Source organism: Brevibacillus ginsengisoli (genome assembly GCF_050113715.1).
GTDB classification, from domain to species: domain Bacteria; phylum Bacillota; class Bacilli; order Brevibacillales; family Brevibacillaceae; genus Brevibacillus_H; species Brevibacillus_H ginsengisoli.
In genome coordinates this window covers 680,562-706,407 of record NZ_JBNJQR010000002.1, presented here as the reverse complement: position 1 = coordinate 706,407, position 25,846 = coordinate 680,562, and the positions used below count along the sequence as shown (strand labels likewise).

Below are 25,846 nucleotides of genomic sequence, written 5' to 3'. Positions count from 1 at the left end.
GGTACAAAGGTATCTTCTATATTCCTCAGTAGCTCAATGGTGGAGCAACCGGCTGTTAACCGGTAGGCTGGCGGTTCGAGTCCGTCCTGAGGAGCCATATGCGGTCGTGGTGGAATTGGCAGACACACCATCTTGAGGGGGTGGCGGGGCGACCCGTGCGAGTTCGAGTCTCGCCGACCGCACCATAAAGAATGGCCCGTTGGTGAAGCGGTTTAACACAGCAGCCTTTCACGCTGTCATACAGGGGTTCGAATCCCCTACGGGTCACCAAACTTCAGATTAAATAATGATGTTTGTATTAAAATGGAGGCTTAGCTCAGCTGGGAGAGCATCTGCCTTACAAGCAGAGGGTCGGCGGTTCGATCCCGTCAGCCTCCACCATAATTGTAGTCCTTGGATTAAGGAAGGTCGACTAAATACTCAACGTCGACACTCGAACATCCATGTTCATCGCGGGATGGAGCAGCTCGGTAGCTCGTCGGGCTCATAACCCGAAGGTCGCAGGTTCAAATCCTGCTCCCGCAACCAAAATTACCTGCACTACGTCGAGTAAGCTTTATACTCAGGTAAGATAGGTGGTACCCATAGGGTGCAACCAAAACCATCTGTACTACGTTGACTATTCATCAAGGTTCAGATCAATAAGTGGTAAGCAAACGTACATACCATGATTCACGGAGCTGTGGTGAAGTTGGAGTTCACGCCGGTCTGTCACACCGGAGGTCGCGGGTTCGAGTCCCGTCAGCTCCGCCATTTAATCAAAGAAGAATCGAGGACTCTCACCCGTTCCGGGTTCACCCTCGAAGCAATCTCACGGAAGAAATGCACGGGTACCACTGATCTGACCTACTTTGAAGAGAAACGACGTAGCGCCGCCAGAAGAGGCGAGTCCCGTCAGCTCCGCCATTTTAATACTGAAGTTCTTATGCCGGTGTAGCTCAATTGGTAGAGCACCTGACTTGTAATCAGGGGGTTGTGGGTTCAAGTCCTATCGCCGGCACCATTTTATTGGGGTATAGCCAAGCGGTAAGGCAACGGACTTTGACTCCGTCATTCCCAGGTTCGAATCCTGGTACCCCAGCCAGTCTCAATACGAGCCATTAGCTCAGTTGGTAGAGCATCTGACTTTTAATCAGAGGGTCGAAGGTTCGAGTCCTTCATGGCTCACCATTCCTAAAAAAGCAAAAATTTGAAGTATGATTCATTCAAGTTATAAGCTGAATTAGGATGTAGTGATAGAATCATTCAGACTTTTGCGGGTGTAGTTCAATGGTAGAACTCCAGCCTTCCAAGCTGGTCGCGTGGGTTCGATTCCCATCACCCGCTCCATCAACAATACATACCAAAGGATAAAGCATCTAAATTTGCTTTATCCTTTTTTTTATTTATACACAAAATTAAGGTTCATGTGTGGTCGCAAATATAGAGCTGTGCGACGACATTTTTTAACCTTCTTTTACGCTATGCAGCACCACCTGAGAGCCTTTCTAGTCTGTGAGCTTTCTTTATTGCTGGGAAAAAAACACCAACAATATCCTGAAAATTGAGAAAACAAACCCAAAAAGGAACAAAAAGACTAGTAGGTACAACAAAAGAGTACCTACTTTTTCTATATACGTCCAAAATCTCTTCTTTCGGCGATAACTGATGAGTTTCACTGGAGGATTCATGTTCCTCACCTGACCTTTAGCAGTGGTTAATGAATAAAAGCGCTTACAAAACTTTGCTTTTCACAAGTATATTCACCTAACCCTTTTACAAGCACGGAATTAAAGAGAAATGGACAGGAATGATTGCTTGACTTCCATCATAAGTACCTAAGAGAGCAACGTCAGAATCGGCAAACATAGTTGGGAAGTTACTAGAGTATATTTCTACTACTACGAAGAAAGAGGGGTTATCCGGCATGAACATTCGTGTGTCTCACTTCTGGCGTCTTTTGTCATTTCTGATCGGGATGGCATTATTGACGACAGGTTGTGGCGATCCTTACTTGTCGACGATGCAACCATCTGGGCCTGTGGCAGATAGTCAGCTGTTTTTGATGAAGCTCGCCTTGTACATCATGATCGGTGTGTTCTTAATTGTTATTGGCATTTTTGTATACGTCCTTATTCGTTTCCGTCGTAGAAGAGGACAAACTGGGTTGCCCATACAAGTAGAGGGTAATCACAAATTGGAGATTATTTGGACGGTTATTCCGATGATTCTACTCCTGATTTTGGCTGTCCCAACAGTGATGACAACCTTCAAGCTAGCACATAATTTTTCTGGTGAAAAATCAGCAGTTCTCGTCAAAGTAACGGGTCATCAATTTTGGTGGGAGTTTGAATATCCGAAGTTGGGGATTGTTACAGCACAGGAATTATATATTCCGGTTGGGAAGAAAATTCAGTTTGAACTGGAATCCAAAGATGTCATCCATTCCTTCTGGGTACCTGCTCTCGGCGGCAAAACGGACACAAATCCAGGGGGAACCAACACGATGTGGCTAGAAGCCGACAAACCGGGTGTATACAAAGGTAAATGCGCCGAGCTTTGTGGTACCTCTCATGCGCTCATGGATTTTAAGGTGATTGCCGTTGAACAACAAGAATTTGATCACTGGGTAAAAAATATGCAGAAACCCGCTGTTACGGCTACAGCAGAGATTGCCAAGCAGGGCGCGGCCCAATTTCAAAAAAGCTGCATGGGCTGCCACGCGATCGGGGAACAAGGTGGACGTCTGGCGCCAAATCTAACGAATTTCGCCGATCGAAGTTGGATTGCGGGAATCAAGCCAAATAACAAAGAAGAATTGACTAAATGGTTGAAAAATCCGGAAGATGTGAAACCAGGGAATAAAATGCCCAATCTGAATTTGACAGATGCGCAAGTCAATTCGCTTGTTGAGTATTTAGAAAGTTTGAAAAGTAAAGAATAGGAGGGGATAGTCGTGGCGGGACATTCAGCTCATTCTAAGAAACGCAGTCTAATCTGGGATTATTTAACGACTGTTGACCATAAAAAAATTGGGATTTTGTACCTGATAGCTGGCGGTTTATTCTTTCTCATTGGCGGTGTGGAAGCCGTATTAATGAGGATTCAGTTGATGTATCCAGAGAATCATTTTGTCAACGCGGGAACCTTCAATGAATTGTTGACCATGCACGGAACGACGATGATTTTCCTTGCAGCCATGCCGATTATTTTTTCCTTAATGAACGCAGTGGTTCCTTTGCAGATTGGAGCACGTGACGTAGCGTTTCCTTTTGTGAATGCGGTGAGCTTTTGGTTGTTTTTTGCCGGGGGTGTGTTGTTAAACACAAGTTGGTTCCTTGGTGGTGCACCGGATGCGGGTTGGACAGCTTATACGCCTTTGTCGACCAACCAGTTTAGTAAGCACGGTGTGGATTTCTATGTATTAGGGCTTCAGATAGCGGGGATAGGGACACTGATCGGTGGAATCAACTTCCTTGTGACCATTATCAACATGAGGGCACCAGGACTTGGATTTATGCGACTGCCCTTGTTTACATGGGCTTCCTTTATCACCTCCGCGTTAATTCTGTTCGCTTTTCCAGCAATCACTGTAAGCCTTGTGCTGTTGATGTTTGACCGATTGTTTGGCGCCAACTTCTTTAATGTGGGGCATGGCGGCAACATTGTGTTATGGCAGCATCTATTTTGGATTTTTGGACATCCCGAAGTTTACATCCTGATTCTTCCTGCCTTTGGAATTATCTCAGAGGTCGTGAGTGTATTCTCGAGAAAACGTTTATTTGGGTATAGTGCGATGGTGTTTGCGACGATTATTATTGGTTTTCTTGGTTTCATGGTATGGGTGCACCACATGTTTACCGTGGGGATCGGGCCAATAGCTAATGCGCTCTTCGCAATCGCCACCATGCTCATCGCGATTCCTACAGGGATTAAAATCTTTAACTGGCTGTTCACACTCTGGGGAGGACAAATTAGCTTTACAACAGCGAATCTGTTTGCTTTAGGGTTTATACCGACCTTCGTCATTGGTGGGATGACCGGGGTCATGCTAAGTGTACCGCCAGCTGACTTCCAATTCCAGGATAGCTATTTCGTCGTGGCGCATTTTCACTACACCATTGTTGGGGGCATGGTCTTCGGGCTGTTTTCGGGACTCTACTTCTGGTGGCCTAAGATGTTCGGTCGACTTCTTAGCGAGAAACTCGGAAAATGGAATTTCTGGCTGTTCCTCATCGGGTTCCATTTGACCTTCTTCCCGCAGCATTTCCTTGGTCTTCTCGGGATGCCTCGACGAGTATTTACGTATCTGCCAAATCAGGGATTGGAAATGGGCAACTATATCAGTTCAATTGGCGCTTTTCTAATGGGGGCAGGAACGATTGTTTTCCTGATTAATATCTGGATTACCGCTACCAAGCCCAAAAACGCGCCTGCTGATCCTTGGGACGCGCGCACACTGGAATGGACAATTTCTTCACCGGCTCCTGAGTATAATTTTGCGCAAACACCGAAAGTCAGAGCAATCGATGCCTTTTGGTATGAAAAAATGAAGGGCTTCAAATCAATGCAGCCGGCTGAACCACTTGGCGATATTCATATGCCGTCACCTTCTATTCTGCCGTTGATTTTATCGATTGGATTGTTTATCGCAGGGTTTGGTTTTATGTATCACCAGCTGATTGCGACGATTATTGGTATGCTGATCACCATTGTCTGCATGTTCTTACGCTCCATCTTTGACGATCCCGGTTATCACATCCATAAAGAAGAGATACTCCACGATAAGGGGGGAAGATCGTAATGGCAGCAAACCATACATTAGCCTCGACCAACCTTCCGGATGAACCAGAAAAGGCGACATTGGAAGGTAGAAATAAAATCCTTGGTTTCTGGTTGTTCCTCGGTGGGGAAACGGTTCTATTTGGAAGCTTGTTTGCCACTTTTCTCGCACTTCGAAATCAGGTAGCAGGCGGCCCTACGGCTTCGGAGTTGTTTGAACTTCCTGTGGTGGCCGTGTCAACGTTTATCCTGTTGACCAGCAGCTTAACAAGTGTACTGGCGATTTACGGCATGCATCGAAATAATCGAGGGATGATGCAAACCTGGTTAACCATTACGGTATTGCTTGGCCTCGCGTTTCTCGGTTTGGAAATTTACGAATTCACCAATTATGTTCACGAGGGTCATAAAATCTCGTCCAGTGCGTTTGGGTCTGCCTTCTATACGCTGGTTGGTTTCCATGGAGGGCACGTATTGTTTGGGGTTACCTGGATTTTTACGTTGCAAATGCAGGTCTTAAGAAAAGGACTTACACTCGTGACGGCACCAAAGCTATACGTGGCGAGTCTATATTGGCACTTTATCGACGTCGTTTGGGTATTCATCTTCACCGTGGTCTATCTGATGGGAAAGGTGGGATAACCGATGAGCGCTGAACAACAGCAACCGGCCAAACCGCGTTATAAACACAATGAAGGTGTGAGTCATCACATTGTTACGTTTATTCTTTCGCTGGTGTTAACCGCTTTGGCATTTTTCGCTGTACTGTTTACGGATAAGAAATTTGCTGTGCCGTTTATGGTCGGGTTGGCGATCATCCAAGTGCTGTTTCAACTCTTTTATTGGATGCATCTGAATCAAAAAGGACATCGAGGACCAATGATAGGCATCGCGACAGGGGCATTCGTCACACTAACAGCGATTGTAATGGCTTTGTACTGGGTGTGGTGGTAAGTCTTAAGAGGAGGATGAAAATTTTGTCCTCCTCTTATTTTTCCCTTGAGGCTTGAGATAATGAAGGAGGGACAAGCATGCATCATCATCTGCAAAACCCTACTGAACTGAGTATAATGGAGTTATGGAGACCGGATATTCTCCTGGTACTGATTGGAATTGGCTTCTGGTATCTGATGAAATCTTCTGCTTTCAAAACGAAAAGAATCCACTTCAATCCCCAGTTTTTAAGAGGACAAGTTTACTTTCTGCTTGGCCTTTTGCTGTTTTATATTGCCCTTGGGACGCCATTAGCTTATTATGGACATGGTTACTCGTTCAGTTTACATATGATTCAACAGGCTCTTACTTTTTTTGTGGCGGCTCCATTTATCCTTCTCGGTACCCCAACATTATGGATTCGTTCGCTTTTTGGGCATCGTCTCATCAGTCCAGTACTTGGCTTGTTTACTAAGCCTTTGCTATCGGTTGTGCTTTTTAATATGCTGTTTTCGCTGTATCACGTCCCCTTGGTGTTCGATACGCTTCATGCTCATCCGGTTGGACAAGTACTGTATCATATCCTTTTGCAGGGAACGGCATTTTGTATGTGGTGGCCGGTTCTCTGTCCCTTGCGCAATGGAAAATCGTTGTCCCATCTGAAAAAGGTAGGATATATGTTTGCCAACGGAGTTTTATTGACACCAGCCTGTGCGTTAATTATTTTTGCGGACACACTATTATATAGCTCGTACCAGACGACCTTGCCGTTTATCACACTGCTCAGCCCATTGGAAGACCAGCAGCTGGGTGGAGTTTTAATGAAGTTGATTCAAGAAATAGTCTACGCAACTGTGATCGGATTGATCTTTTTTCGGTGGTATCGTGAAGAAAACCCCAGGGAGATCGATCAACTGACGAATGAAAGGAATTGGTAATATGCTTAATCTTTTGCCTACAATTAGTACATCTTGCATCGTAATCAGCGCTCTTTTGATTGCTTACGGCTGGATGCTAATCAAACAAGGCAAACGCGAGGCCCACGCCAAAGTGATGAAAACGGCGAGTGTTTTCGCCGCTGTATTTTTTGTCATCTATCTGTCCCGTATCGTCTTCATTGGAAGTTCCCAATTTGGCGGACCAGCTAACTTGAAAATTTATTATCACATCTTCTTGATTTTCCACATTGTACTGGCGACGGTGGGTGGAGTGCTCGGAATTTGGACCTTGCGACTGGCAACTACAGGCAATCTCGCCAAACATAAAAAAGTGGGTCCTGTGACAGCCGTAACATGGTTTGCCGTTGCCGTTACAGGAGTTACCGTATATTTACTGCTTTACGTCTATTATCCTGCTGTAGAGAAGACCAGTTTGTTTAGAGCAATCTTCGGTTTTTAGACAAACACCTATAGAACATTCGCCTCCTCCTTCATAAGATATGGTGTCAATAAGGACGCAAGGGGGAGTGCAGCGTGGCAAAAAAGGTGAAGAAGAAGCAAAAAGCAGTTCCTGAACGGCAACAGCCACAAATGAAACTTGTCACATCAGATGTATGTGATCGCTGTCGTCAATGTCAGAGAGGCCTCCGTTACTTGGAGAAAATGTCTGAACCAGGAGCAATTGGATATGGGGTACCGTGTGTTTTAACATTGGGGAAAACGGGTAATAAAATAGGCAAATAAGAAAAGCGCAGATAGATGATATCTGTGCTTTCCTATTTCTAAACTAGACTTTCTTAGGCTTACAAGTTACCTTTAGTAAGGAACGGATGAAAAAGGGGACCTCCAGCAATGAATAAGAAACCACAAAACTTTTATGGAATCAGCGCTAGAGATCTTTTCACATTTTGTGAGGGGATTTCCGATATCGTCTTTCTTATGACCGTAGAAGAGGGTTCCCGTTTTCGCTATTGTTTGGTTAATCAGGCAGGTCTAGACTTTTCTGGGCTGACGGAGAACGCGTATGGCAAATTAATTGAAGATGTTTACGAAACAGAAATGGCTGAATTTTTGACGAACAAATATAGACAGGCTGTCCTTGCGAAAGAGCCCATTTTTTATGAAGATTATGTTGAACTACCTGATGGGAGCTTATCGGGCGAATCGGTTCTTACGCCAATTTTTAATGAACAAGGCGTCTGCACCCATGTGATTTCCATTACGAGAGATATTACAGAGCAAAAGCGTTATGAGGAACGGTTGACTTTTTTGGCCTATCATGACGATTTAACCGGGCTTCCGAATCGAAGGCGGTTTCAGGAAGAGATGACACAATCGATTGAGGATGCGAAACGTCTAGGAAAGCCGCTTGCGATCTTGTTCCTGGATTTGGATCGATTTAAAATCGTAAATGACACCCTGGGTCACAATAAAGGGGATCAATTGTTGCAAATGGTAGGCAACCGATTAAACGAACTGCTGTCTGATCATCTGGTTGCCCGGCTTGGCGGAGATGAATTTGTTGTACTGGTAAAAGACTTTCAATCACTGGAGGATCTAAGCAATATGGCACAACAAATCCTTCAAGTCATCGAAAGTCCGGTAAATATTAACTCGTATGAATTCTTCGTAACGTCAAGCATAGGGATCGCGGTGTTGGAAGATGACAGCACAAATGCGGATTCCTTAATGAAAAATGCCGATCAGGCCATGTACGCGGCCAAAGCGAATGGGAAAAACAATTATTATTTTTATGAGAGTAAGCAAGAGCTTAAACTATTCCCGCGCTTGAAATTAGAACATTTACTGCGGAAGGCCATCAAACAGGATGAGTTTGAGCTTCATTATCAACCGGTTTATCATACGCTGACGGGAGAGATCACCTGCATGGAGGTGCTCATACGCTGGGCTCAGCCAACGCTGGGAATGATTATGCCTGGTGATTTTATTCCAATTGCCGAGGAGACTGGACTCATCGTCCCGATTGGCGAATGGGTGCTAAAGACAGCTTGTACGCAAAATAAACGCTGGCAAGAACAAGGGTTGTCCCACATTCCAATTGCGGTCAATTTATCACCATTTCATTTTCAACAGCAGAATGTCGTTCAACGAATTGCCGGCATCCTGCAAGAAACGGGACTCGACTCGAAATATCTTACCCTGGAGATAACGGAAAGTATGGCCATGCAACAGGTGGATGCAGCGATAAATAAGCTGCAAGATCTAAAAGAAATGGGAATCAAGGTGTCGATTGATGATTTTGGGACAGGCTATTCTTCGCTTAGTTATCTGAAAAAATTTCCGATTGACTCTTTAAAAATTGACCGATCGTTTATCAAAGACATCGTGGCTAACCACGAGGACGCGACAATTGTCAAAGCGATTATCGTTATGGCTCGCAGTTTGAAAAGGCAGATAATCGCTGAAGGTGTAGAGACCGAAGAACAGATGAACCTATTGCGAGAGCTGGGATGCACCAAGATGCAAGGCTATTTGTTTTCGAAGCCAATCTCGGCAGAAGCGATGGGGGTATATCTGGCGGATTATTCATAAACTACTAGTAGAGGAGGAAAACAACGATGAGACCGAATCCAATTTCACTTGAAACAGCCAAAATGCTATCTGAGAAGCTAAATGTTCCAATTGAACAGATTATGCATATGCCGCAGCACATTCTGATGAAAAAAATGATGGAAGCCGTCAATCAAGAGGAAAAAAAGGAGGAGAAAGAATGAAACAACTTCTCGCCGACAAGTTGGGCAAAGGAATCACTGGACAACAATTTATGGACGGGATGAGTAAGAATCAGGAATCCTTTGTCAATTGGTATCAACAATTTCAATTTGAACAGGCAGATGACCGTCAGTTTTTTCAATCCATAGGGGAAGAGACAAATTGGCGTTGTCTGATTCTAGCTGCTGAATGGTGTGGCGATGTTGTCCGCAATGTACCCGTGTTACTTGGCGTTACAGAGGCGATGAATCTACCTACTGAAATCATGGTTATGGAAGAACATCTCGATTTGATGGAACAATTTCTAACGATGGGGGGACGAGCGATTCCGATCATGATTATCACCGACCAAGAGGGTAACTTTTTAGGGAAATGGGGCCCTCGTCCTGCGCATGTTCAACAGGTGATGATCCGATTTAAACAAAATAATCCCGATCGCGATGCCGCCGATTATCAAGATAACTTGAAAGTTGCCTATCAAGAAATGATCAACCAATACGGTGAAGGTACACAGTATCAGCAAGTGATTGTCCAGGAATTAAAAGAACTGTTCCAATCTATACCAAAAGCCTAGAAACCGATTCTCTAGGCTTTTGGATGACTCTTAAATTCTGCAGATATCCGGTGGGCAATCGTCACAAAAAATCGCATCTTTCAAATAGTGCAGATCTTTTACTTCAATGCAACCATTGGGTTTCAACTCGATTACATCGAGTTTCTTCAGATCAGCTAACATCCGATTGACGGATTCACGGGTAAGTCCGATATATTGGGCAAGTTCTCGATTGGTTAACGGGAGATCAATTAGAATTCCTGTTGGCGTTTCTTTTCCATACGTGTTACACATCCGAATCAGGGTTGAATAAAGTGCGCCTGTCTTGCCGTTCAGCAGCAGATCTCGGAATTTGGAGCGTGTCCGTCGATGTACGGTAGCCATCCAACGCATGAATTCAATGCAGAAGTCTCCGTTTTGCGTCAGTAGCTTTTCCAACTGGAGTCGGGGAATAATGGAGATCTCACTTGGAGCGATGGTGCTTGCCGTTGCATCATACAAGATGTCATTATGAAATAGACCAGTGACACCAATCAATTCCCCTGCACCACATACTCCAAGCGTTAGTTCTTTTCCATTGGCTGTCGCTTTGATGAGTTGGACTGCTCCAGAATGGATGAAAAAAATATTCTCCGCCTGTTCCCCATCCAGGAAGAGAAGTTGAGATTCGTGCATATTTCGTTTCGTTCCGATTGATTTCATCTCTTCAATAAATTGCGGAGAGATTTCATCGGTGAATGTTCCTATATGATTTGTCATTCGATCACCTCGGCAGCGGTTTCCGGTTGCAACAATTTTATAAAATGGTATAATTGTCTAGCTTCAGTGTAACAGGCTGTGACAAACATCACAAGGGACGAACTCTCTGGATAATTTTACTCTTGTTTTTTACGCCTAAATTGTGTATACTACAAATAAGGCAACAGGGAAACTGCGAAACTGGTCAGGTCCGGAAGGAAGCAGCCATAAGCGGACTTTCCTGTGTGCCCCACTTACATAGAACTTCAAGCCCTTTCTACGGATGTAGAGAGGGCTTTTTTCTTATAAAAAACTATATCTGCTTTACAACGGTAAAGCGGATATAGTTCTTCCATTCGCGTAAGCCCGCTCAAGAAAAGGCTTCGTCCGCTCGAGCTCATTTTAAGCGAAAACCAAGTGCAGAGAACGAAGGAAGGAAAAGAGTCGGCATTCTTTACATCAGACTGAGAAACGAAGTGATTTTCTTGTCGACTCCCTTCCGTAGTGAACGGAGCGGACAGTATATGCTACTACGAGCTTAAACAGAGCATAGAGAAACGAAGTCTTTTCTTATCCCTGGTTGCTTTTATCCTATTAGAATAAGATAATAGAAGGATAGAGAATGTACGTTCGGGGGTGGCCCCAGTAAAGAAATACTTGCACTTAGATATTGATGCCTTTTTTGCAAGTGTGGAACAGTTCGATCAGCCGAAATATCAAGGCAAGCCAGTTATTGTGGGTGGGACGGGCAACCGAGGAGTTGTGGCTACCTGCAGTTATGAAGCTCGCAAATTTGGCGTGCGTTCGGCTATGCCCATTGCTCTCGCAAAGAAAAAATGTCCGACAGGAATTTATCTTCCCGTACGGTATTGGCGATATGAAGAGAAATCAGCAGAAATCAAGGCGATCTATACCCAATATACGGATCTTTATCAACCACTTGGATTGGATGAGGCTTACTTAGATATGTCCGATTATGAGGATGTGATTCCGGTTGCGCGTGTCATTAAACAACGGATCAAGCAAGAAACCGGGCTAACCTGCAGTATAGGAATCGCGAACAACATGTCGCTTGCCAAGATTGCCAGCGATCTGAAAAAGCCGGACGCATTTGTCGTGATTCGGCCCCATCAGTCGTTGGAGATACTTCGTCCACTATCGATTGGAGTCATTCATGGTATTGGAAAAAAGTCGCAAGAATTATTGGAACGCAAGGGAATTCACACCGTTGAAGACTTCTGGAAGCTGACGGAAGAAGAGGTTGTGCGTTTGTTCGGGAAACATGGAAAAAGGTTGTATCAGGTGGCCCGAGGAGAAGATGATCGGACGATTACGATGAATCGCCCAATGAAATCAACGAGTCGAGAAACCACGCTTCCTTTTGATATCACAGAAAGAGAATCAATCGCCAAGGTCGCGCGAGAATTGTTGGAGGAAGTTTCAGAGGATGTTCGCAAGGAAGGATTGCATCCTCAAACGATGACGCTTAAGATAAAATACAGTGACTTTAAGCAGCGAACAAAGCAATGCCGGGTCGATACTCCCTCAGAGTGGTTGAGTCGATTGGAAGAGTTGATCGATAGCTTTGATTATTCAAATGGAATCCGACTGGTGGGAGTTGGTTTCTCCAATTTTGTGCCAGAAGGTGTTCAGCAATATGAACAATTGCGGTTTTTTTAAACAGGTAGAATAACGACCTGAGTGAGTCTTAAGTAGGGGTTGAAGAATATCATGTTGACTGTAGAAGGTTTAAGCAAAAGTTTTGGTGAGAAAGTCTTATTCGATGACCTTCATTTTGCGATTGCTCAAGGCCAACGCGTCGGTGTCATTGGGGTAAATGGTTCAGGGAAGTCTACTCTGCTGCAAATCATCGCGGGTAAAGAGACAGCAGATCACGGCAAGATCATTCACGCGAATCATTATAAGATTGAATTTCTGCCGCAGACGCCCGAATTTGAACCTGACTCAACCGTTCTGGAACAAGTTTTTTATGGGGATACACCTTTGATGCGTGCCATTCGAGCATATGAACGAGCATTAATGGAAATAGAGAAGGATCCGACAAGTGAACAGAAGCAGCGTCAATTGATTCAAGCTCAGCAACAGATGGATAACCAGAATGCGTGGGATGCCGAGACGCTTGCCAAATCGATTCTTACTCGATTAGGAATTACCAACTTTGAGCAAGCTGTGGGCCAATTGTCGGGGGGACAGCGCAAACGGGTAGCGATGGCGAGGGCTTTAATCCAACCTGCAGACCTGTTAATCCTCGACGAGCCGACGAACCATATTGATAATGAAACCGTAGAATGGTTGGAAGAGTATCTGTCCCGTTACAAAGGCAGCCTGCTTCTTGTTACACACGACCGCTATTTTCTTGATCGCGTGACGAATCGCATCATTGAGCTTGACAATGGCAAGCTGTATAGCTACGAAGGCAATTACAGCGTCTTTTTAGAGAAAAAGGCGGATCGCGAGGAACAGGCAGCCGCCTCTGAAAGCAAGCGCCAGAACCTGCTGCGACGTGAGCTGGCGTGGCTGCGCCGAGGAGCGAAGGCGCGAACTACCAAACAAAAAGCACGTATTCAACGGGCTGAAGACTTGATGTCACGTGAGGTGGATGGACCTGCGCAGAAGATGGATATGGCGATTGGCTCTTCACGACTGGGCAAGAAAGTCATTGAGCTGGAAGAAGTCAGTAAGCGCTTCGGGGAGCGTAACTTGATCAATGACTTCACCTATATCGTGGTTCCAGGTGATCGAGTAGGGATTATCGGCCCGAATGGCAGTGGAAAAACAACCCTGCTGCAAATGATCGCGGGGCGAGTCGGGCCTGACACTGGAACCATCGAGGTCGGTGAGACAGTAAAGCTCGCTTATTACACGCAGGAAAATGTGGAAATGAATGAACAGCTTCGCGTCATTGAGTATATCAAGGAAGTTGCGGAAGTAATTCGAACCGTAGATGGTCAAGTAATCACTGCTTCGCAAATGTTGGAGCGATTCTTGTTCCCTCCGCACCAACAATGGACGCCGATTGCCAAGCTTTCCGGTGGGGAGCGACGCAGACTTTACCTCTTGCGCACCTTGATGGGTGAACCGAATGTCCTGATGCTGGATGAGCCGACCAACGACCTCGATATCCAGACACTATCTGTCTTGGAGGATTACCTGGAGCAGTTCCCGGGCGCTGTCATTACCGTATCCCATGATCGTTATTTCCTAGATCGCACGGTTGATCACCTGTTCGCTTTTGAAGGGGAAGGCAAAATCCGCCGTTTCACCGGCAACTACTCCGAGTATCTCGAACAGAAACGACTCGAGGATGCCGAGCGGTCGAAAGCACAAGAGAAGGCTGTGCGAACAGAGCGTGCGGAAGAAAACCCAGCCAGTGAACGCGGACGCAACCGTACCCGGAAGCTTTCCTACAAGGATCAAAAAGACTGGGATGAAATTGAAGGAAAAATCGCAGCAACGGAAGAGAAGCTGGTGTCCATCAAAGACCAAATCGCCAAAGCGGGAAGCGACTTCGAGAAGGCTCAGAAGCTGTTTGAAGAAGAACAACAGATCAGCGCTGAGCTGGAGAAGTTGGTTGAACGCTGGGCTGAGCTTTCTGAGCTGGTCGAAGAGATCAATCAAGGCAACTAATTTCCTATTGACCCTATCAGTCAAACACGATTTATGCTATAATCTACGTTTGATGGTGTTTGTGAATAACGTTCCCTCTCGTCCCTCTCTCATCGGGGTACTGAAACGTCGGGGGATCGAAACATCTGATTGTTTTATCAAAATTGGTTATATCTTTTAGTTTCTATAAATCTGTTTGTATAAAGAAAGGATTAACGCCCGAATGATTAGTACAAATGGTATTACGTTGCGCTACGGAAAACGCGTTTTATTTGAAGATGTGAATATCAAGTTCACACCCGGAAACTGCTACGGTCTGATTGGTGCCAATGGAGCGGGGAAATCTACTTTCCTAAAAATCTTGTCCGGCGAACTCGATGCCAACAGCGGTGATGTTATTATCAGCTCAGGCGAACGACTGGCTGTGTTGAAACAGAACCACTTTGAGTTTGATGAATTCGAAGTGTTGAAGACCGTTATTATGGGTCATGCTCGTCTCTATGAGATCATGGAAGAAAAGAATGCCTTGTACATGAAAGAAGACTTCTCCGAAGAAGACGGCATTAAAGCGGCTAATTTGGAAGGCGAATTCGAAGAGCTCAATGGCTGGCAAGCGGAGCCGGATGCGGGTGAACTTCTGATTGGTCTTGGTATTCCGAGAGACTTGCATGACAAGACAATGAAAGAGTTGGACGGCAACCAAAAAATTCGCGTGTTGCTTGCTCAAGCGTTGTTTGGCAACCCTGACAACCTGCTGCTTGATGAGCCGACGAACCACTTGGATCTGGAATCGATTCAGTGGTTGGAGAATTTCTTGTTGAATTATGAGAAAACCGTTATTGTGGTATCCCATGACCGTCACTTCCTGAATAAAGTTTGTACGCATATCGCGGACATCGACTTTGGTAAAATCCAGATCTATGTGGGTAACTATGACTTCTGGTATGAATCCAGTCAGCTTGCTTTGCAGTTGATGAGAGACCAGAACAAGAAGAAGGAAGAGAAGATCAAAGAATTGGAGAAATTTATCGCGCGCTTTAGCTCCAACGCAAGTAAAGCGAAGCAAGCGACTTCTCGTAAGAAGATGCTGGATAAAATCACGTTGGACGATATTAAACCATCTTCCCGAAAATATCCGTTTATCAACTTCAAGCCTGAGCGTGAAGCTGGGAAAAATATTTTGCTCATTGAAAACCTGTCCAAAACCATTGACGGAGAAAAAGTATTGGATCGTCTTCACCTGACCGTGAACAAAGGAGACAAAATCGCCTTGGTTGGACCAAACGGACTGGCGAAAACAACCTTGTTCCAAATTCTAATGGGTGAAATTGCACCGGACGAAGGGGAATTCAGTTTTGGTGTTACGACTTCCCAAGCTTATTTCCCAAAAGAAAACTCCGATTACTTCAATGTAGATTTGACACTTGTCGATTGGCTGCGTCAATTCTCCAAAGATCAGGATGAGACGTATATTCGTGGTTTTCTCGGACGTATGCTTTTCTCTGGCGAAGAGTCATTGAAAAAAGCAAACGTACTTTCCGGGGGAGAAAAAGTTCGTTGTATGCTTGCGCGCATGATGCAAACCGGCGCCAATTTTCTCCTGTTTGACGAACCAACCAACCACTTGGATTTGGAATCCATTACGGCATTGAATAATGGTCTGATTGATTTTGACGGAACCATGATGTTTGTCTCCCATGACCACCAATTCGTGCAAACAATCGCGAACCGCATCATTGAGATTACGCCAAAAGGTTTGATCGACCGCAGCATGAACTTCGACGAATACCTAGAAAATGACGACATCAAAGCGCTTCGTCAGTCAATGTACGCGGAATAATCTAAGGTCAACTTAAGGCACTTAGCGATTAATCCAGCATGATGGCAACGGAATCATAGGGGTGTTCACGTGAAACAGAAGAAAATAGCTTGGATTACAGACAGTACAATCTATATGGACAAGGAATTTCTGGAGCGCAACAACATCCATGTGGTTCCCTTGTATGTCATTTTCAATGATCAGTGCTATAAAGAAGAAGTAGAAATAACTGTACCTGAGTTTTTTGAAAAGCTTCATGCAAGTGATGTTTTTCCAAAAACGTCGCAGCCAGCCATCGGAGATTTCGTTGCTCTTTACGAAAAGCTCAAGGAAGAATACGACTGCGGGATCGCCATCCATGTCTCAAGCGGAATCAGTGGAACCTTCCAAACCTCCAAGATGGCCGCGGAGATGACTGGTTTTGACGTGGAGGTCATTGATTCGTGGATGGGATCTTTTCCTATGGCGTGTATGTTTGCGGAAGGAATCAAGCTGGAGCAGGAAGGGAAGTCACGCGATGAGATCGCTCAGTACCTTCGCACGATTCCCCCTCATATCCGCTGCAATGTCGTTGTAGAGAATTTGGAATTGCTGCATCGAGGCGGACGTGTCAGCGGAACACAATATTTTCTTGGCAGTATGCTGCAAATTAAGCCAATCGTAGGGTTCGTTGATAAACAAATTGTTCAAATTGAAAAAGTTCGCAAGTCGAAAAAAGCCAAAAAGCGGATTGTCGAGCTCTTTGAACAGGAAGTAGGTCCTAATGATTCGGTTCAGCTATCCATTATTCACATCGCTAATGACGAAGAAGCGAATGAATGGAAGAGTGAGCTTCAGGAACGCTTTCCGCAATATCATATCCACATCTCCTATCTTGGCCCGTTGATCGGTGTTCACACGGGAGAAGGAGTAATTGGACTGACCTGGTATAAGACCGATAAGCCATTTGTGCTTGAGTAAACCACCCACGCGGTGGTTTTTCTCTTACCTATGGAGATGACGTTTGACGAACATTGAAATTTAAACGAAACATGGTAAGCTATAAGGATAACAAAACCTACACATTGACTAATCATGTCAACCTAGATAGATAGAAATGAGGATCGTAATGATGAAAAAACCTGAAGATACACGTGTAGTCGTCGGCATGTCTGGCGGTGTCGATTCCTCTGTAACGGCTTATTTGCTGAAACAACAAGGCTATGATGTAATCGGCATCTTCATGAAAAACTGGGATGATACAGACGAGAACGGTTTCTGTACAGCAGAGGAAGACTTCCAGGATGTACGCCGAGTCTGTGAGCAAATCGGGATCCCATACTATACCGTTAACTTTGAGAAGGAATACATGGAAAAAGTGTTCCAGTACTTCCTTGATGAATATAAAAATGGTCGCACACCCAACCCGGACGTCATGTGTAACCGTGAAATCAAGTTCGGGGAGTTTCTGTCGAAAGTGATGAGTTTGGGAGCAGATTACGTAGCGACAGGACACTATGCCCGTGTGGAGAACATAGATGGCGAATTCAAGCTGATGCGGGGTGTTGATCAGAATAAAGACCAAACCTACTTCCTGAACGCCCTCGGTCAAGAACAACTATCCAAAACGATGTTCCCGATTGGCCATCTTCCGAAACAACGAGTTCGTGAAATTGCGGAACAAGCGGGACTTGCTACAGCCAAGAAGAAGGACAGTACAGGAATCTGTTTCATTGGGGAACGCAACTTCCGTGAATTCTTGCGCACCTATTTACCGGCTCGTCCAGGAAACATCGAGACAGTGGATGGAATGGTGATAGGAGAACACGAAGGATTGATGTACTATACACTAGGTCAACGCCAAGGGCTTGGAATTGGCGGAGGAATCGGCGGAGGAGAGCCTTGGTTCGTTGTCGATAAAGAGTTAGAGCGCAATGCGTTAATCGTCGCGCAAGGATCTACTCACCCGCGTCTGTTCTCCACTAGCCTGATTGCGACAGGAGTCAACTGGATCAGCCATCACAAACCAATGGAAGAATTTCATTGCACAGCGAAGTTCCGGTACCGTCAACCGGATCAAGGCGTTACGGTTCGACCATTGGATGGGGACCGAGTCGAAGTGATTTTTGATCAGGAACAGAAGGCGGTAACTCCCGGACAAGCCGTTGTATTTTATGAAGGAGAGGTTTGCTTGGGTGGAGGAACGATTGATATCGTCCGCAAAAATAAATAAAAATGTGACGACCGACCTTGTCGCTACACAAAGCAACCCCCTAGAGAATGGACACTCTAGGGGGTTATATGTTTTTCCTGACGAATCCTATCGGACAAAGGAGCCGATAAACGGATAGTGGAAACGACGGTCCCGAAGCGCGTAGAAAATGCCTTTGATGGGATAGTAAATCGCAACGATACCCGCCACAATGAGGAAGGGAATCCCGATTAAGATAAAGCTCAATAGGGTGAAAACCCAGATGCTAATACCCATGAGAATATGAAAAATAAGTGCTTCCATTGCCAGGTTCTTCACTTCCTGATCCTTGATCAAGAGCCAAACCAGAAGGGGTACGATTATCGGGGCAAAAAAAGTACTCGCGTGCGTCACAACCTTAATTCCTTTAGAATCCATGTAAATCACTCATCTCTTCCGTTTTTTTCGTTCGTGAAAGGGTGGCCTTTCCTGCCTGCCTTTATTATACAATAAGGGGTCGGTTATATGGAAACGTGCGAAGGAAGGACACCCTCTCCGACTTAAGGATGATTTATTGTCAGATGAAATCGAAAAATAAACAGGATTTAGATGTGAAATTTTCGTGAATTTTTTGGTAAAAATAGGTAGAGTGAAGGAACAGGGAATTGTCATTTACTCTATCTAGGTGGTGAGTGAGGATGTTTCAAATCAGTTTGTTTGTTATTGGGTTAGGGATCGCGTCTGCTTACGCGCTAAACTCCATGTGGGTTCATACATTTAATACGATTATAGCCGATATTTTCTATATCAGCTTTACATTGATGATGACCAAACTGAGTGATATGGAGAACATGGAGGATGATGAGTCTACCATAGAGTAGGCTTAAACACCATGAACAAGAGGATAACGAGCATGATGAGCGTATAAATCCAAGACGTACGACTCAACTCGCGCAGGTTCTCTTCTCGATGCTCCGTGGATGTTTCCAGTTTTTTTAAAAGAGGGGTAAACGCACGAGCAAGGAAGAACAGGGCTCCCAAAACGATTATGAGTGTGGAGAGGAGCCAAAAGCTTTTGACGGACCAACCCCCAAGCCAGATCAGGATAAGACCAGTTATGAAGAGTACATGTCCAGCTTGTTTGATTCCCCAGACAATCGAACGAAAAGTCTCGACAAAAACCACCATTTGATTATCGTCTAGTTTGTTCATGCGGCGAATTAACGGTAAGTAAATGATGACAGGCCCAATTGCCACAACGACGCTCACGATATGCAGGTAAAGGATAAAATGATACATGACAATTAACCTCCAAGAATAGGAAACGAACAGGAAAACAGTGTAGCTTACCTAGGGAAGCTACACTGTTTTTCGGTACTTTTCATTAGGATAAAGGACGGAATTCATGCACCCATACGCGCATTTGTGGTAACCACGGCATGCCTGGATGCATGGAAAGAATACTGTTTTTGTAGCTTTCCAGATCAGCGAATCCTTCTGCTTTGGCATCCTCGTCGGTCAGTTCGCCTAAGGATTGTTGATACACTTTATGTACTTCAAACAGTTTGCCTTCAAGCTCCCAAGTTTCCCCTGGATCAGCATAACGGCCATTGCGGCGAGTAGCGGTTTTTTGACCGTTTAAAACACGCTCTACATCTTCAGCAACAGTAACCAATCGGTCAATCGTACAGGTTTTTGGTGGTAATTGCTCAGACATTCGGGTCCTCCTTTAGATACGAAATTACGACATGACACGCCATAACATTCGTGAATACTCTCCCATTATAATATAATAGAGAGGAGATCACCAATAAAGGAACGCTCTAATTACACTTCATGTCGTATGGAAGGTGTGTGAATATGACAAGAATCGCGTTATTATCAGATATTCATGGGAATGCCGTTGCCCTTGATGCCGTGCTTGCCGACATTGCTACCAAAGAGGTGGATCAAATCATCGTCCTTGGAGATATCGCTTACCGTGGGCCAGAACCCAAACGCTCCATCGAGTTAGTTCGTGCGTTGAACGCTCAGGTGATTAAAGGAAATGCGGACGAATGGACGGTTAGAGGCGTGAGATCAGGAGAAGTGGGCGACCATGTTCTTGAACTCATGAATCAGGAACGGGAGTGGATCGTGTCCCATTTAGAGGATGAGGATCTTCGTTATTTACAAGGGCTTCCGACAGAACTTCAGCTTTCTTTAACCGATACGCTTGATTTGTACACGTGTCACGCGACGCCAGAAAGTTTGTTTGAGATTGTGTTGCCTGATCAAACCAATGACCAGTTAGAAGCGAAAATGATGACAACTCCTTCGACCATTTACGTATATGCCCATATTCATTTGCCTTACATACGCTATGTAAACGGCAAGTGTTTGGTGAATACCGGCAGTGTCGGCCTTCCCTTTGATGGACTAGCCTGTTCATCTTATGTCATTGTGGAAGCGGAGGGGGATCGGTATCGCGTAACGATTGAGCGTGTTCCCTATGATACAGGACGGGTGATTCAACAGTATCAGGAATCCGATTATCCCAACAAAGACGTCATGTGCGAAGTGATTCGACATGCCCGAAGTCCCTTTATTCCCAAGAAGTAATTACCAAATAGAATCTGGATCATAGTTTATCAAGACCTAATTTAAGAAAAACCAAAAACAATAAAGCCTCGAACATATTGATTCTATCTAATGTGTTCGGGGCTTTATTTGTTATATTGTGTATTCATTTCGTGAAACTCGCAGGAGTCACAAGAGTACGTTGATGGGAGAAAACTAGGGATGAAACCAAGCATGAAGTTGAACAACAAAGTTGCGGTGATCTAAGGAGCCGGAGGTGGTATCTACAGCGCTATTGCGCGTGCCTTTGGGAACGCGAACCGTATCTATTGTGTAAAAGAAAACAATCACCCCAATGTGGGGTGATTTTGTGCTGATAGGGAAACTATGCGTTTTCTATACCGTGTTTGTTTGCAATTTGCTCGCTTTGGTTGGGCTGGCCTTTACCCTTGGTGATCAAGTCGCGAAGGCTGCCGCTTATGTAGATGCCCCAGGAGTCCGTACAGACGGCATAGCACTCATACGCGGGAACGAGGCCTACGTGCGTAAATCGAACTTCTGTTTTGCCGTCCTTCTTGGCGATTTCAAAGACAATGTCGGTATCCTTCCACTCGCTCTTGTCGTTTACGAAGTTAAAGTAGTTCTCTTTAATGTGCCAAACAACCTTTTTACCTGGAACAAGCTCAGTGATTTGGATGGTGCAGCGGTGAATATCTTGGTAGTGGTGCTTAAATTCACCGAGTTCGTCGGTAGTGCCCTCAATTTCCTCTGACCACCATCCGCGGACGTTATTAATGGCGGTGAAGACTTCCTCAGGGCTTTGGTCTACCATAAAACAAATGCTATAGCTTTGATTCATGTAAGTTATCTCCCCTCGTTAATTGTTGCTACACACCGAGTATAAATCCAGTACTTGCAAAAGTTGGCATGCCAGCCATAAACTGTCCAGTAGATATACCTTGACCTATTTTGTGTTTTAGGTTTAATCGTTGTTCCATTTTGTCACTCATCCTTTTCATAATAGTTTGAATAAGGTGAATATAAATCAAAATTGACCATATATAAAAGGTCAGTTTTGTTTATTTTAAAGAGGACAGAAGAGCGTGGATTGAAGAGGAACAGTAGTCCAAGGCGATATGATAGCATTCAAATTATTGAAAGCGGCACTTTAATCAATTCGGGATTGATATCAACATGTTCACCGTTCAATGCGCGGTACATCAAGTCGGATTTTTCGCCTATAGTCCCGTTAAGCTGAACCGTATCACAAATAACGGCAAGTTTTTCTAGAGTCAACTAGGCAATAATTTCGTAATAGGGTCTTAGACTTGCCGTTACAGATAGCGCAGCTACCATGAACTTTCTTCTTAAATACGAATATTTACTTAGCACCATATTCATGCATCGGGACGGGGCACTGCCTCTCGGTTTAGCAGAAGTTGAAGAAGTTTACTCTGCTTTGGATGACACTGTCGAAATTATGAAGGAGAAGAGGACAACTTCGTCGATCTAGCGAAAGAATTAATGGGGCACTCCTTATGTGCCCTTTCTCATGTCAGACGCGTGATTAGATAATGATAAAACTGAATGATCTGAATTTACTATAAAGAAAGAGGAGATTGGGCGGCCATGTTCGATATTATTCTTCCGAATCAAGATGCTCGGCCTTTATACCAACAACTTTATATGCAGATCCGTGATCAAATTAGAAGCGGAAGTATCGCTAACGGCATGCGGCTGCCATCTGTCCGTTCATTGCAATTACAGCTCAATATTAGCAAAACACCAATAGAAACGGCCTATCAAATGCTAACTGCAGAAGGATATGTGGTTAGCATACCCCGTTCCGGACTGTACGTAGAGAATTCACATAAGCAATTAACTGCGGTTCTTCATGCAAAAAACAATGATTCCCAAGGTAAAATCGCCTCAAGTATGCCCAAATCGCCCCCCGTTCTGCATACTGAATTAATTGATTTCGATCCCACAGCACTCTCTCAGCATATATTTCCCGCACGAATATGGAGTAAAACGCTAAAGGAAGCGCTCGAGAATCATTTGGGTATGATTGGAAAATACGGAGATGACCAAGGAGAATATGAGTTGCGTCTCGCAGTGGCCGACTATCTCCGAACATCAAGAGGAGTGAACTGCCAGGCGGAACAAATCGTCATCGGGTCAGGAATTGCCTATAGTATTGGAATCATAGCTAAATTGCTAAGGGATGTTCACCTGGTTGCTATCGAGGAACCGGGATATAATCGGGTTCGGGATCAATTCTTGCTTAATGGATGTAAGATACTTCCGATCCCGTTAGATGATAAAGGGATTTCATTGACGGATTTAGAAGCGAGCGAGGCGCAGTTGGTTTACGTAACCCCATCGCACCAATTCCCGACAGGGAGTATTATGCCATATCCCGAACGTGAACGCCTACTTGAGTGGGCAATCGCGAGAAATGCGTACATTGTCGAAGACGACTATGACGGAGAATTTCGATATCTTGGAAAACCGGTCCCTTCACTGCAAGGGTTGGATACGCATGGAAGAGTGATCTATATCGGTACGTTCTCGAAATCCCTGACGCCCGCTTTGCGCATGAATTATATGGTGCTTCCGCCTAAGCTGCTCGCACAATTGTCAACGATGCCGCACGAGGTGGTTTTTGCACCTTCGCGTTTGGAGCAGTGGGCGATGCAGTCTTTTATCGAGCAAGGTCATTGGTATCGGCATATACGCAGAGTACGCAACTTGTACCGAAAACAGCATCAACATTTAATCGAACTGATTCAGGCACATCTTGGCTATCATGTCGAGATCACGGGACAAAACGCCGGGCTTCACATTCAGTTAGCCGTAAAAAAGCTCAAAACGCCGGAAGAATTGGTGACTTCGGCGGCTAGAGCGGGAGTGAAAGTTTATGATTTTCAAAAAATGTGGATGCATCGTGAACGGCATTCAACGGAATATCCTAAAGTATACCTAGGATTTGCAGGATTAAGCTTGGCAGATATGGAGAACGGAATTCGTTTATTACAAAAGGCATGGTTCGAGGATTAATATTATCAAGCAGCGGTAGCTTTTTCGACTGGTTTTATGCCTTTTTTTCTGCCAGCGAGGAATACGCCAGTAAGAATGAGGACAAGTCCGACAATCATGCTCCAGTGTAATTTTTCGCCTAACAATGTGTAACCCCAAACAAATGAGAATACTGGCAAAAGATAGGTGACCATCGTTGCGATTGTGGGGCCTCCTTTTTGAACGATCCAATAGAAGAGCATGTAGGCAAACCCGGAGCCGAAGATGCCTAAGCCAACAAGTACAGACATATTTAACGGCACGATAAGCTGTGAGTATGGGATGGTCTCCATCGAGAAAGCGATGCTGCCGCTGCCTAACATGGAGAAGAACAATGTGCCGAAAGTGACTTGGTAGGTGGAAAGGGTATTTAGGAGACGTTTTGACAATTGAGATCCTAGTCCATAGAAGAATGATGCCGCAATCATTCCAATAAATCCCAAGCTATCGAAAGAATCCATCGAAGTGAGGTTACGGCTAAGCAGAACAACTAAGCCAATGATAGCAGTGACCATTCCAATCCATTGCAATCGATGGGTAACCGCCCCCCAAAAAGTAACTCCTAATATAAGCGACCAGAGCGGGGTTGTTGCATTTAATATGGATGCCATGCTGCTATCTAATCGCATTTCGCAGAAACCAATGATTGCCCATGGTATGCATGTATTAATTAACGCCATAATGCCCACTGAAATCCAGGGCATATTCTTGAACTGAAACGGCTTCTTCATCACAATCATTACCGTCGTGATGACGACCAACCCAAGAGCGGATCGCAAAAATACGATGGTCCATGGGCCAAAATCCTGAACCAGCACTTTGATGAACGAATATGAACCAGCCCAAATGAGACTGAGCAATAATAAAACAAGAAAAAGCGAGCGGGACATATCCATTCCTACTTTCTGAGAGCAACTCTATAATTCAAAAGCAGTAAACAGTTCTCTTAGTTCTTGAACCATGACGTTCTGATATTCTTTGCCGGCATGATAGCGTTCACCGATCTCCCGATATACTTGTTTGATGTTCTTCTCGTAGTCGGGATGTTGTTTATCCGGATGATTGCTCTTGAACCGGTCCATCACGGCTTGGATATAGGCAGGACGCGCGCCCCATCTGCCTAGAACATCCCCGGATGTTGTTAAGAAAACCGCAATCGGCTGCGCTCGGCCTCCGTCTGTTAGAAAGAGATCCATCGTGTCCAAATGCTCCTCCATTAGCAAGACTTCCGTCGGAATGCCGCTTTGCTCCATTACTCGAAACAGAACGGGTACATTCCAAATGACGTCTGGGCACCAATCCGTACACAGAATCATACAGTGTAGGCCGGAGCGTTTACTTAAGGCATCGAAGAAGCGCCGGTCATTTTCATGTGTCCATGTAAAATTTTCATAATTTTTGATTAATAACTCTTTAGTATCCGGGATATTACTGAGCTCCATCACTCGAGTTTGCACGCCAGCCATAAACTGCCCAGTAGGTATACCTTGACCGATTTTGTGTTTTAGGTTTAATCGTTGTTCCATTTTGTCACTCATCCTTTTCATAGTAGTTTGAATAAGGTGAATATAAAACAAAACTGACCATACATAAATGGTCAGTTTTGTTTATTTTAAAGAGGACAGAAGGGCGTGGATTGAAGAGGAACAGTAGTCCAAGGCGATATGGTAGCCTGTCAATTTATTGAAAGCGGCACTTGTTGCCAGTTATCTAATTTTTAAAGGGGCTTACTGAACCTGTCTATCCAGTTCTTTAACCGTTTATGATAGATATTTACAATATTCAGATGGTAAATGCCCTTTTTGACATATCTTTGTTTTCTATGGTTAATGAGTTCGAGTATAAGTGACTTAGTTAGAATATTCTAGGTTGTCATTTCGTGCTGTTAGGTCTTTTTTTAATTTATTCATAATATGATCTACTAGCTGTACCATTAA

At 44.6% G+C, this 25,846-nt stretch carries 25 protein-coding genes, 10 tRNA genes, 1 other RNA gene and 1 pseudogene; 29 read left to right on the top strand and 8 right to left on the bottom strand.

Annotation, left to right across the window (positions count from 1 at the left end):
- Positions 1-22: 22 nt before the first annotated feature.
- From ACQCN2_RS06995 to ACQCN2_RS06900, 20 genes are all read left to right on the top strand, one after another.
- Positions 23-97, top strand: a tRNA-Asn gene (locus tag ACQCN2_RS06995).
- Positions 98-100: 3 nt separating this feature from the next.
- Positions 101-185: transfer RNA gene (locus tag ACQCN2_RS06990), tRNA-Leu, on the top strand.
- A gap of 8 nt (positions 186-193) precedes the next feature.
- Positions 194-270, top strand: a tRNA-Glu gene (locus ACQCN2_RS06985).
- A gap of 35 nt (positions 271-305) precedes the next feature.
- Positions 306-381 (top strand) — tRNA-Val (locus ACQCN2_RS06980).
- Between the two features lie 70 nt (positions 382-451).
- Positions 452-528, top strand: a tRNA-Met gene (locus tag ACQCN2_RS06975).
- Between the two features lie 148 nt (positions 529-676).
- A tRNA-Asp gene (locus ACQCN2_RS06970) sits at positions 677-753 on the top strand.
- A 174-nt stretch (positions 754-927) separates the two neighbouring features.
- A tRNA-Thr gene (locus ACQCN2_RS06965) sits at positions 928-1,003 on the top strand.
- Between the two features lie 6 nt (positions 1,004-1,009).
- A tRNA-Gln gene (locus ACQCN2_RS06960) sits at positions 1,010-1,084 on the top strand.
- Between the two features lie 10 nt (positions 1,085-1,094).
- Positions 1,095-1,170, top strand: a tRNA-Lys gene (locus ACQCN2_RS06955).
- Between the two features lie 85 nt (positions 1,171-1,255).
- Positions 1,256-1,329: transfer RNA gene (locus ACQCN2_RS06950), tRNA-Gly, on the top strand.
- Between the two features lie 577 nt (positions 1,330-1,906).
- Entirely contained in the window at positions 1,907-2,923 is a 1,017-nt protein-coding gene (gene coxB / locus ACQCN2_RS06945; RefSeq protein WP_426928158.1) for a cytochrome c oxidase subunit II, read from the top strand.
- Positions 2,924-2,935: 12 nt separating this feature from the next.
- Entirely contained in the window at positions 2,936-4,783 is a 1,848-nt protein-coding gene (ctaD, locus tag ACQCN2_RS06940; RefSeq protein ID WP_426928157.1) for a cytochrome c oxidase subunit I, read from the top strand.
- Positions 4,783-5,403, top strand: coding sequence for a cytochrome (ubi)quinol oxidase subunit III (locus ACQCN2_RS06935; protein ID WP_426928156.1), 621 nt, complete (start codon positions 4,783-4,785; stop codon positions 5,401-5,403). The genes ctaD and ACQCN2_RS06935 overlap by 1 nt, the downstream gene beginning before the upstream one ends.
- Before the next feature lie 3 nt (positions 5,404-5,406).
- Complete coding sequence (locus ACQCN2_RS06930) at positions 5,407-5,715, top strand: cytochrome C oxidase subunit IV family protein (protein WP_426928155.1); 309 nt, start codon at positions 5,407-5,409, stop codon at positions 5,713-5,715.
- Between the two features lie 77 nt (positions 5,716-5,792).
- Positions 5,793-6,632, top strand: coding sequence for a cytochrome c oxidase assembly protein (locus ACQCN2_RS06925; protein WP_426928154.1), 840 nt, complete (start codon positions 5,793-5,795; stop codon positions 6,630-6,632).
- A gap of 1 nt (position 6,633) precedes the next feature.
- On the top strand, positions 6,634-7,092 hold the full coding sequence (locus ACQCN2_RS06920) for a DUF420 domain-containing protein (RefSeq protein WP_426928153.1): 459 nt from the start codon (positions 6,634-6,636) through the stop codon (positions 7,090-7,092).
- Between the two features lie 74 nt (positions 7,093-7,166).
- A complete protein-coding gene (locus ACQCN2_RS06915) occupies positions 7,167-7,376 on the top strand; it encodes a hypothetical protein (RefSeq protein WP_426928193.1) in 210 nt (69 codons plus the stop codon).
- Positions 7,377-7,484: 108 nt separating this feature from the next.
- Positions 7,485-9,185 carry a sensor domain-containing protein gene (locus tag ACQCN2_RS06910; RefSeq protein WP_426928152.1) on the top strand — a complete coding sequence of 567 codons (1,701 nt, stop codon included), beginning with the start codon at positions 7,485-7,487 and terminating at the stop codon, positions 9,183-9,185.
- Between the two features lie 26 nt (positions 9,186-9,211).
- Positions 9,212-9,367, top strand: coding sequence for a YycC family protein (locus ACQCN2_RS06905; protein WP_426928151.1), 156 nt, complete (start codon positions 9,212-9,214; stop codon positions 9,365-9,367).
- The gene (locus ACQCN2_RS06900) at positions 9,364-9,939 is read left to right on the top strand and encodes a thioredoxin family protein (protein WP_426928150.1); all 576 of its coding nucleotides are present in this window, start codon (positions 9,364-9,366) and stop codon (positions 9,937-9,939) included. Before ACQCN2_RS06905 ends, ACQCN2_RS06900 begins: the two co-directional genes overlap by 4 nt.
- A gap of 30 nt (positions 9,940-9,969) precedes the next feature.
- On the opposite strand, the gene ACQCN2_RS06895 is transcribed toward ACQCN2_RS06900, so the two are convergent.
- On the bottom strand, positions 9,970-10,677 hold the full coding sequence (locus tag ACQCN2_RS06895; protein WP_426928149.1) for a Crp/Fnr family transcriptional regulator: 708 nt from the start codon (positions 10,675-10,677) through the stop codon (positions 9,970-9,972).
- Between the two features lie 150 nt (positions 10,678-10,827).
- Here ACQCN2_RS06895 and ffs point away from each other — a divergent pair.
- From ffs to mnmA, 6 genes are all read left to right on the top strand, one after another.
- Positions 10,828-10,918, top strand: an RNA gene (gene ffs, locus ACQCN2_RS06890) — signal recognition particle sRNA small type.
- A gap of 374 nt (positions 10,919-11,292) precedes the next feature.
- A complete protein-coding gene (locus ACQCN2_RS06885; RefSeq protein ID WP_426928148.1) occupies positions 11,293-12,336 on the top strand; it encodes a DNA polymerase IV in 1,044 nt (347 codons plus the stop codon).
- A 51-nt stretch (positions 12,337-12,387) separates the two neighbouring features.
- Complete coding sequence (locus tag ACQCN2_RS06880) at positions 12,388-14,304, top strand: ABC-F family ATP-binding cassette domain-containing protein (RefSeq protein ID WP_426928147.1); 1,917 nt, start codon at positions 12,388-12,390, stop codon at positions 14,302-14,304.
- A gap of 202 nt (positions 14,305-14,506) precedes the next feature.
- The gene (locus ACQCN2_RS06875) at positions 14,507-16,123 is read left to right on the top strand and encodes an ABC-F family ATP-binding cassette domain-containing protein (RefSeq protein ID WP_426928146.1); all 1,617 of its coding nucleotides are present in this window, start codon (positions 14,507-14,509) and stop codon (positions 16,121-16,123) included.
- A gap of 69 nt (positions 16,124-16,192) precedes the next feature.
- Positions 16,193-17,062, top strand: coding sequence for a DegV family protein (locus ACQCN2_RS06870; protein ID WP_426928145.1), 870 nt, complete (start codon positions 16,193-16,195; stop codon positions 17,060-17,062).
- A gap of 151 nt (positions 17,063-17,213) precedes the next feature.
- Entirely contained in the window at positions 17,214-18,314 is a 1,101-nt protein-coding gene (gene mnmA, locus ACQCN2_RS06865; RefSeq protein ID WP_426928192.1) for a tRNA 2-thiouridine(34) synthase MnmA, read from the top strand.
- An 87-nt stretch (positions 18,315-18,401) separates the two neighbouring features.
- On the opposite strand, the gene ACQCN2_RS06860 is transcribed toward mnmA, so the two are convergent.
- Positions 18,402-18,710: a magnetosome magnetite crystal formation protein family gene (locus ACQCN2_RS06860; RefSeq protein ID WP_426928144.1), complete on the bottom strand. Its 309-nt coding sequence runs from the start codon at positions 18,708-18,710 to the stop codon at positions 18,402-18,404.
- A 260-nt stretch (positions 18,711-18,970) separates the two neighbouring features.
- Here ACQCN2_RS06860 and ACQCN2_RS06855 point away from each other — a divergent pair, with 260 nt between their 5' ends.
- Positions 18,971-19,153, top strand: a complete 183-nt coding sequence (locus ACQCN2_RS06855) for a hypothetical protein (RefSeq protein WP_426928143.1) — start codon at positions 18,971-18,973, stop codon at positions 19,151-19,153.
- On the opposite strand, the gene ACQCN2_RS06850 is transcribed toward ACQCN2_RS06855, so the two are convergent.
- Positions 19,140-19,571, bottom strand: a complete 432-nt coding sequence (locus ACQCN2_RS06850; RefSeq protein WP_426928142.1) for a DUF2269 family protein — start codon at positions 19,569-19,571, stop codon at positions 19,140-19,142. The genes ACQCN2_RS06855 and ACQCN2_RS06850 overlap by 14 nt on opposite strands.
- 85 nt (positions 19,572-19,656) lie before the next feature.
- A complete protein-coding gene (locus tag ACQCN2_RS06845) occupies positions 19,657-19,989 on the bottom strand; it encodes an ASCH domain-containing protein (RefSeq protein ID WP_426928141.1) in 333 nt (110 codons plus the stop codon).
- A 143-nt stretch (positions 19,990-20,132) separates the two neighbouring features.
- Between ACQCN2_RS06845 and ACQCN2_RS06840 the strand changes: the two genes are divergently transcribed.
- Positions 20,133-20,873: a metallophosphoesterase family protein gene (locus ACQCN2_RS06840; protein WP_426928140.1), complete on the top strand. Its 741-nt coding sequence runs from the start codon at positions 20,133-20,135 to the stop codon at positions 20,871-20,873.
- A 343-nt stretch (positions 20,874-21,216) separates the two neighbouring features.
- On the opposite strand, the gene ACQCN2_RS06835 is transcribed toward ACQCN2_RS06840, so the two are convergent.
- Positions 21,217-21,690: an SRPBCC family protein gene (locus ACQCN2_RS06835; protein ID WP_426928139.1), complete on the bottom strand. Its 474-nt coding sequence runs from the start codon at positions 21,688-21,690 to the stop codon at positions 21,217-21,219.
- 770 nt (positions 21,691-22,460) lie between these two features.
- Here ACQCN2_RS06835 and pdxR point away from each other — a divergent pair.
- Positions 22,461-23,891, top strand: coding sequence for a MocR-like pyridoxine biosynthesis transcription factor PdxR (gene pdxR / locus ACQCN2_RS06830; RefSeq protein WP_426928138.1), 1,431 nt, complete (start codon positions 22,461-22,463; stop codon positions 23,889-23,891).
- A gap of 5 nt (positions 23,892-23,896) precedes the next feature.
- On the opposite strand, the gene ACQCN2_RS06825 is transcribed toward pdxR, so the two are convergent.
- The 3 genes and pseudogenes from ACQCN2_RS06825 to ACQCN2_RS06815 all read right to left on the bottom strand — a co-directional run.
- Positions 23,897-24,799 carry a DMT family transporter gene (locus tag ACQCN2_RS06825; RefSeq protein ID WP_426928137.1) on the bottom strand — a complete coding sequence of 301 codons (903 nt, stop codon included), beginning with the start codon at positions 24,797-24,799 and terminating at the stop codon, positions 23,897-23,899.
- 27 nt (positions 24,800-24,826) lie between these two features.
- Complete coding sequence (locus ACQCN2_RS06820) at positions 24,827-25,435, bottom strand: thioredoxin family protein (protein WP_426928136.1); 609 nt, start codon at positions 25,433-25,435, stop codon at positions 24,827-24,829.
- Positions 25,436-25,641: 206 nt separating this feature from the next.
- Positions 25,642-25,761, bottom strand: a pseudogene (locus ACQCN2_RS06815) (IS1595 family transposase); the annotation flags it as partial.
- Positions 25,762-25,846 lie beyond the last annotated feature (85 nt).

Coding starts and splice junctions, on each gene's coding strand:
- coxB (WP_426928158.1), top strand. CDS start 1,907: ATGAACATTCGTGTGTCTCACTTCTGGCGTCTTTTGTCATTTCTGATC.
- ACQCN2_RS06935 (WP_426928156.1), top strand. CDS start 4,783: ATGGCAGCAAACCATACATTAGCCTCGACCAACCTTCCGGATGAACCA.
- ACQCN2_RS06930 (WP_426928155.1), top strand. CDS start 5,407: ATGAGCGCTGAACAACAGCAACCGGCCAAACCGCGTTATAAACACAAT.
- ACQCN2_RS06925 (WP_426928154.1), top strand. CDS start 5,793: ATGCATCATCATCTGCAAAACCCTACTGAACTGAGTATAATGGAGTTA.
- ACQCN2_RS06920 (WP_426928153.1), top strand. CDS start 6,634: ATGCTTAATCTTTTGCCTACAATTAGTACATCTTGCATCGTAATCAGC.
- ACQCN2_RS06910 (WP_426928152.1), top strand. CDS start 7,485: ATGAATAAGAAACCACAAAACTTTTATGGAATCAGCGCTAGAGATCTT.
- ACQCN2_RS06905 (WP_426928151.1), top strand. CDS start 9,212: ATGAGACCGAATCCAATTTCACTTGAAACAGCCAAAATGCTATCTGAG.
- ACQCN2_RS06900 (WP_426928150.1), top strand. CDS start 9,364: ATGAAACAACTTCTCGCCGACAAGTTGGGCAAAGGAATCACTGGACAA.
- ACQCN2_RS06895 (WP_426928149.1), bottom strand. CDS start 10,677: ATGACAAATCATATAGGAACATTCACCGATGAAATCTCTCCGCAATTT.
- ACQCN2_RS06880 (WP_426928147.1), top strand. CDS start 12,388: ATGTTGACTGTAGAAGGTTTAAGCAAAAGTTTTGGTGAGAAAGTCTTA.
- ACQCN2_RS06875 (WP_426928146.1), top strand. CDS start 14,507: ATGATTAGTACAAATGGTATTACGTTGCGCTACGGAAAACGCGTTTTA.
- mnmA (WP_426928192.1), top strand. CDS start 17,214: ATGAAAAAACCTGAAGATACACGTGTAGTCGTCGGCATGTCTGGCGGT.
- ACQCN2_RS06860 (WP_426928144.1), bottom strand. CDS start 18,710: ATGGATTCTAAAGGAATTAAGGTTGTGACGCACGCGAGTACTTTTTTT.
- ACQCN2_RS06855 (WP_426928143.1), top strand. CDS start 18,971: ATGTTTCAAATCAGTTTGTTTGTTATTGGGTTAGGGATCGCGTCTGCT.
- ACQCN2_RS06850 (WP_426928142.1), bottom strand. CDS start 19,571: ATGTATCATTTTATCCTTTACCTGCATATCGTGAGCGTCGTTGTGGCA.
- ACQCN2_RS06845 (WP_426928141.1), bottom strand. CDS start 19,989: ATGTCTGAGCAATTACCACCAAAAACCTGTACGATTGACCGATTGGTT.
- ACQCN2_RS06840 (WP_426928140.1), top strand. CDS start 20,133: ATGACAAGAATCGCGTTATTATCAGATATTCATGGGAATGCCGTTGCC.
- ACQCN2_RS06835 (WP_426928139.1), bottom strand. CDS start 21,690: ATGAATCAAAGCTATAGCATTTGTTTTATGGTAGACCAAAGCCCTGAG.
- pdxR (WP_426928138.1), top strand. CDS start 22,461: ATGTTCGATATTATTCTTCCGAATCAAGATGCTCGGCCTTTATACCAA.
- ACQCN2_RS06825 (WP_426928137.1), bottom strand. CDS start 24,799: ATGTCCCGCTCGCTTTTTCTTGTTTTATTATTGCTCAGTCTCATTTGG.
- ACQCN2_RS06820 (WP_426928136.1), bottom strand. CDS start 25,435: ATGGAACAACGATTAAACCTAAAACACAAAATCGGTCAAGGTATACCT.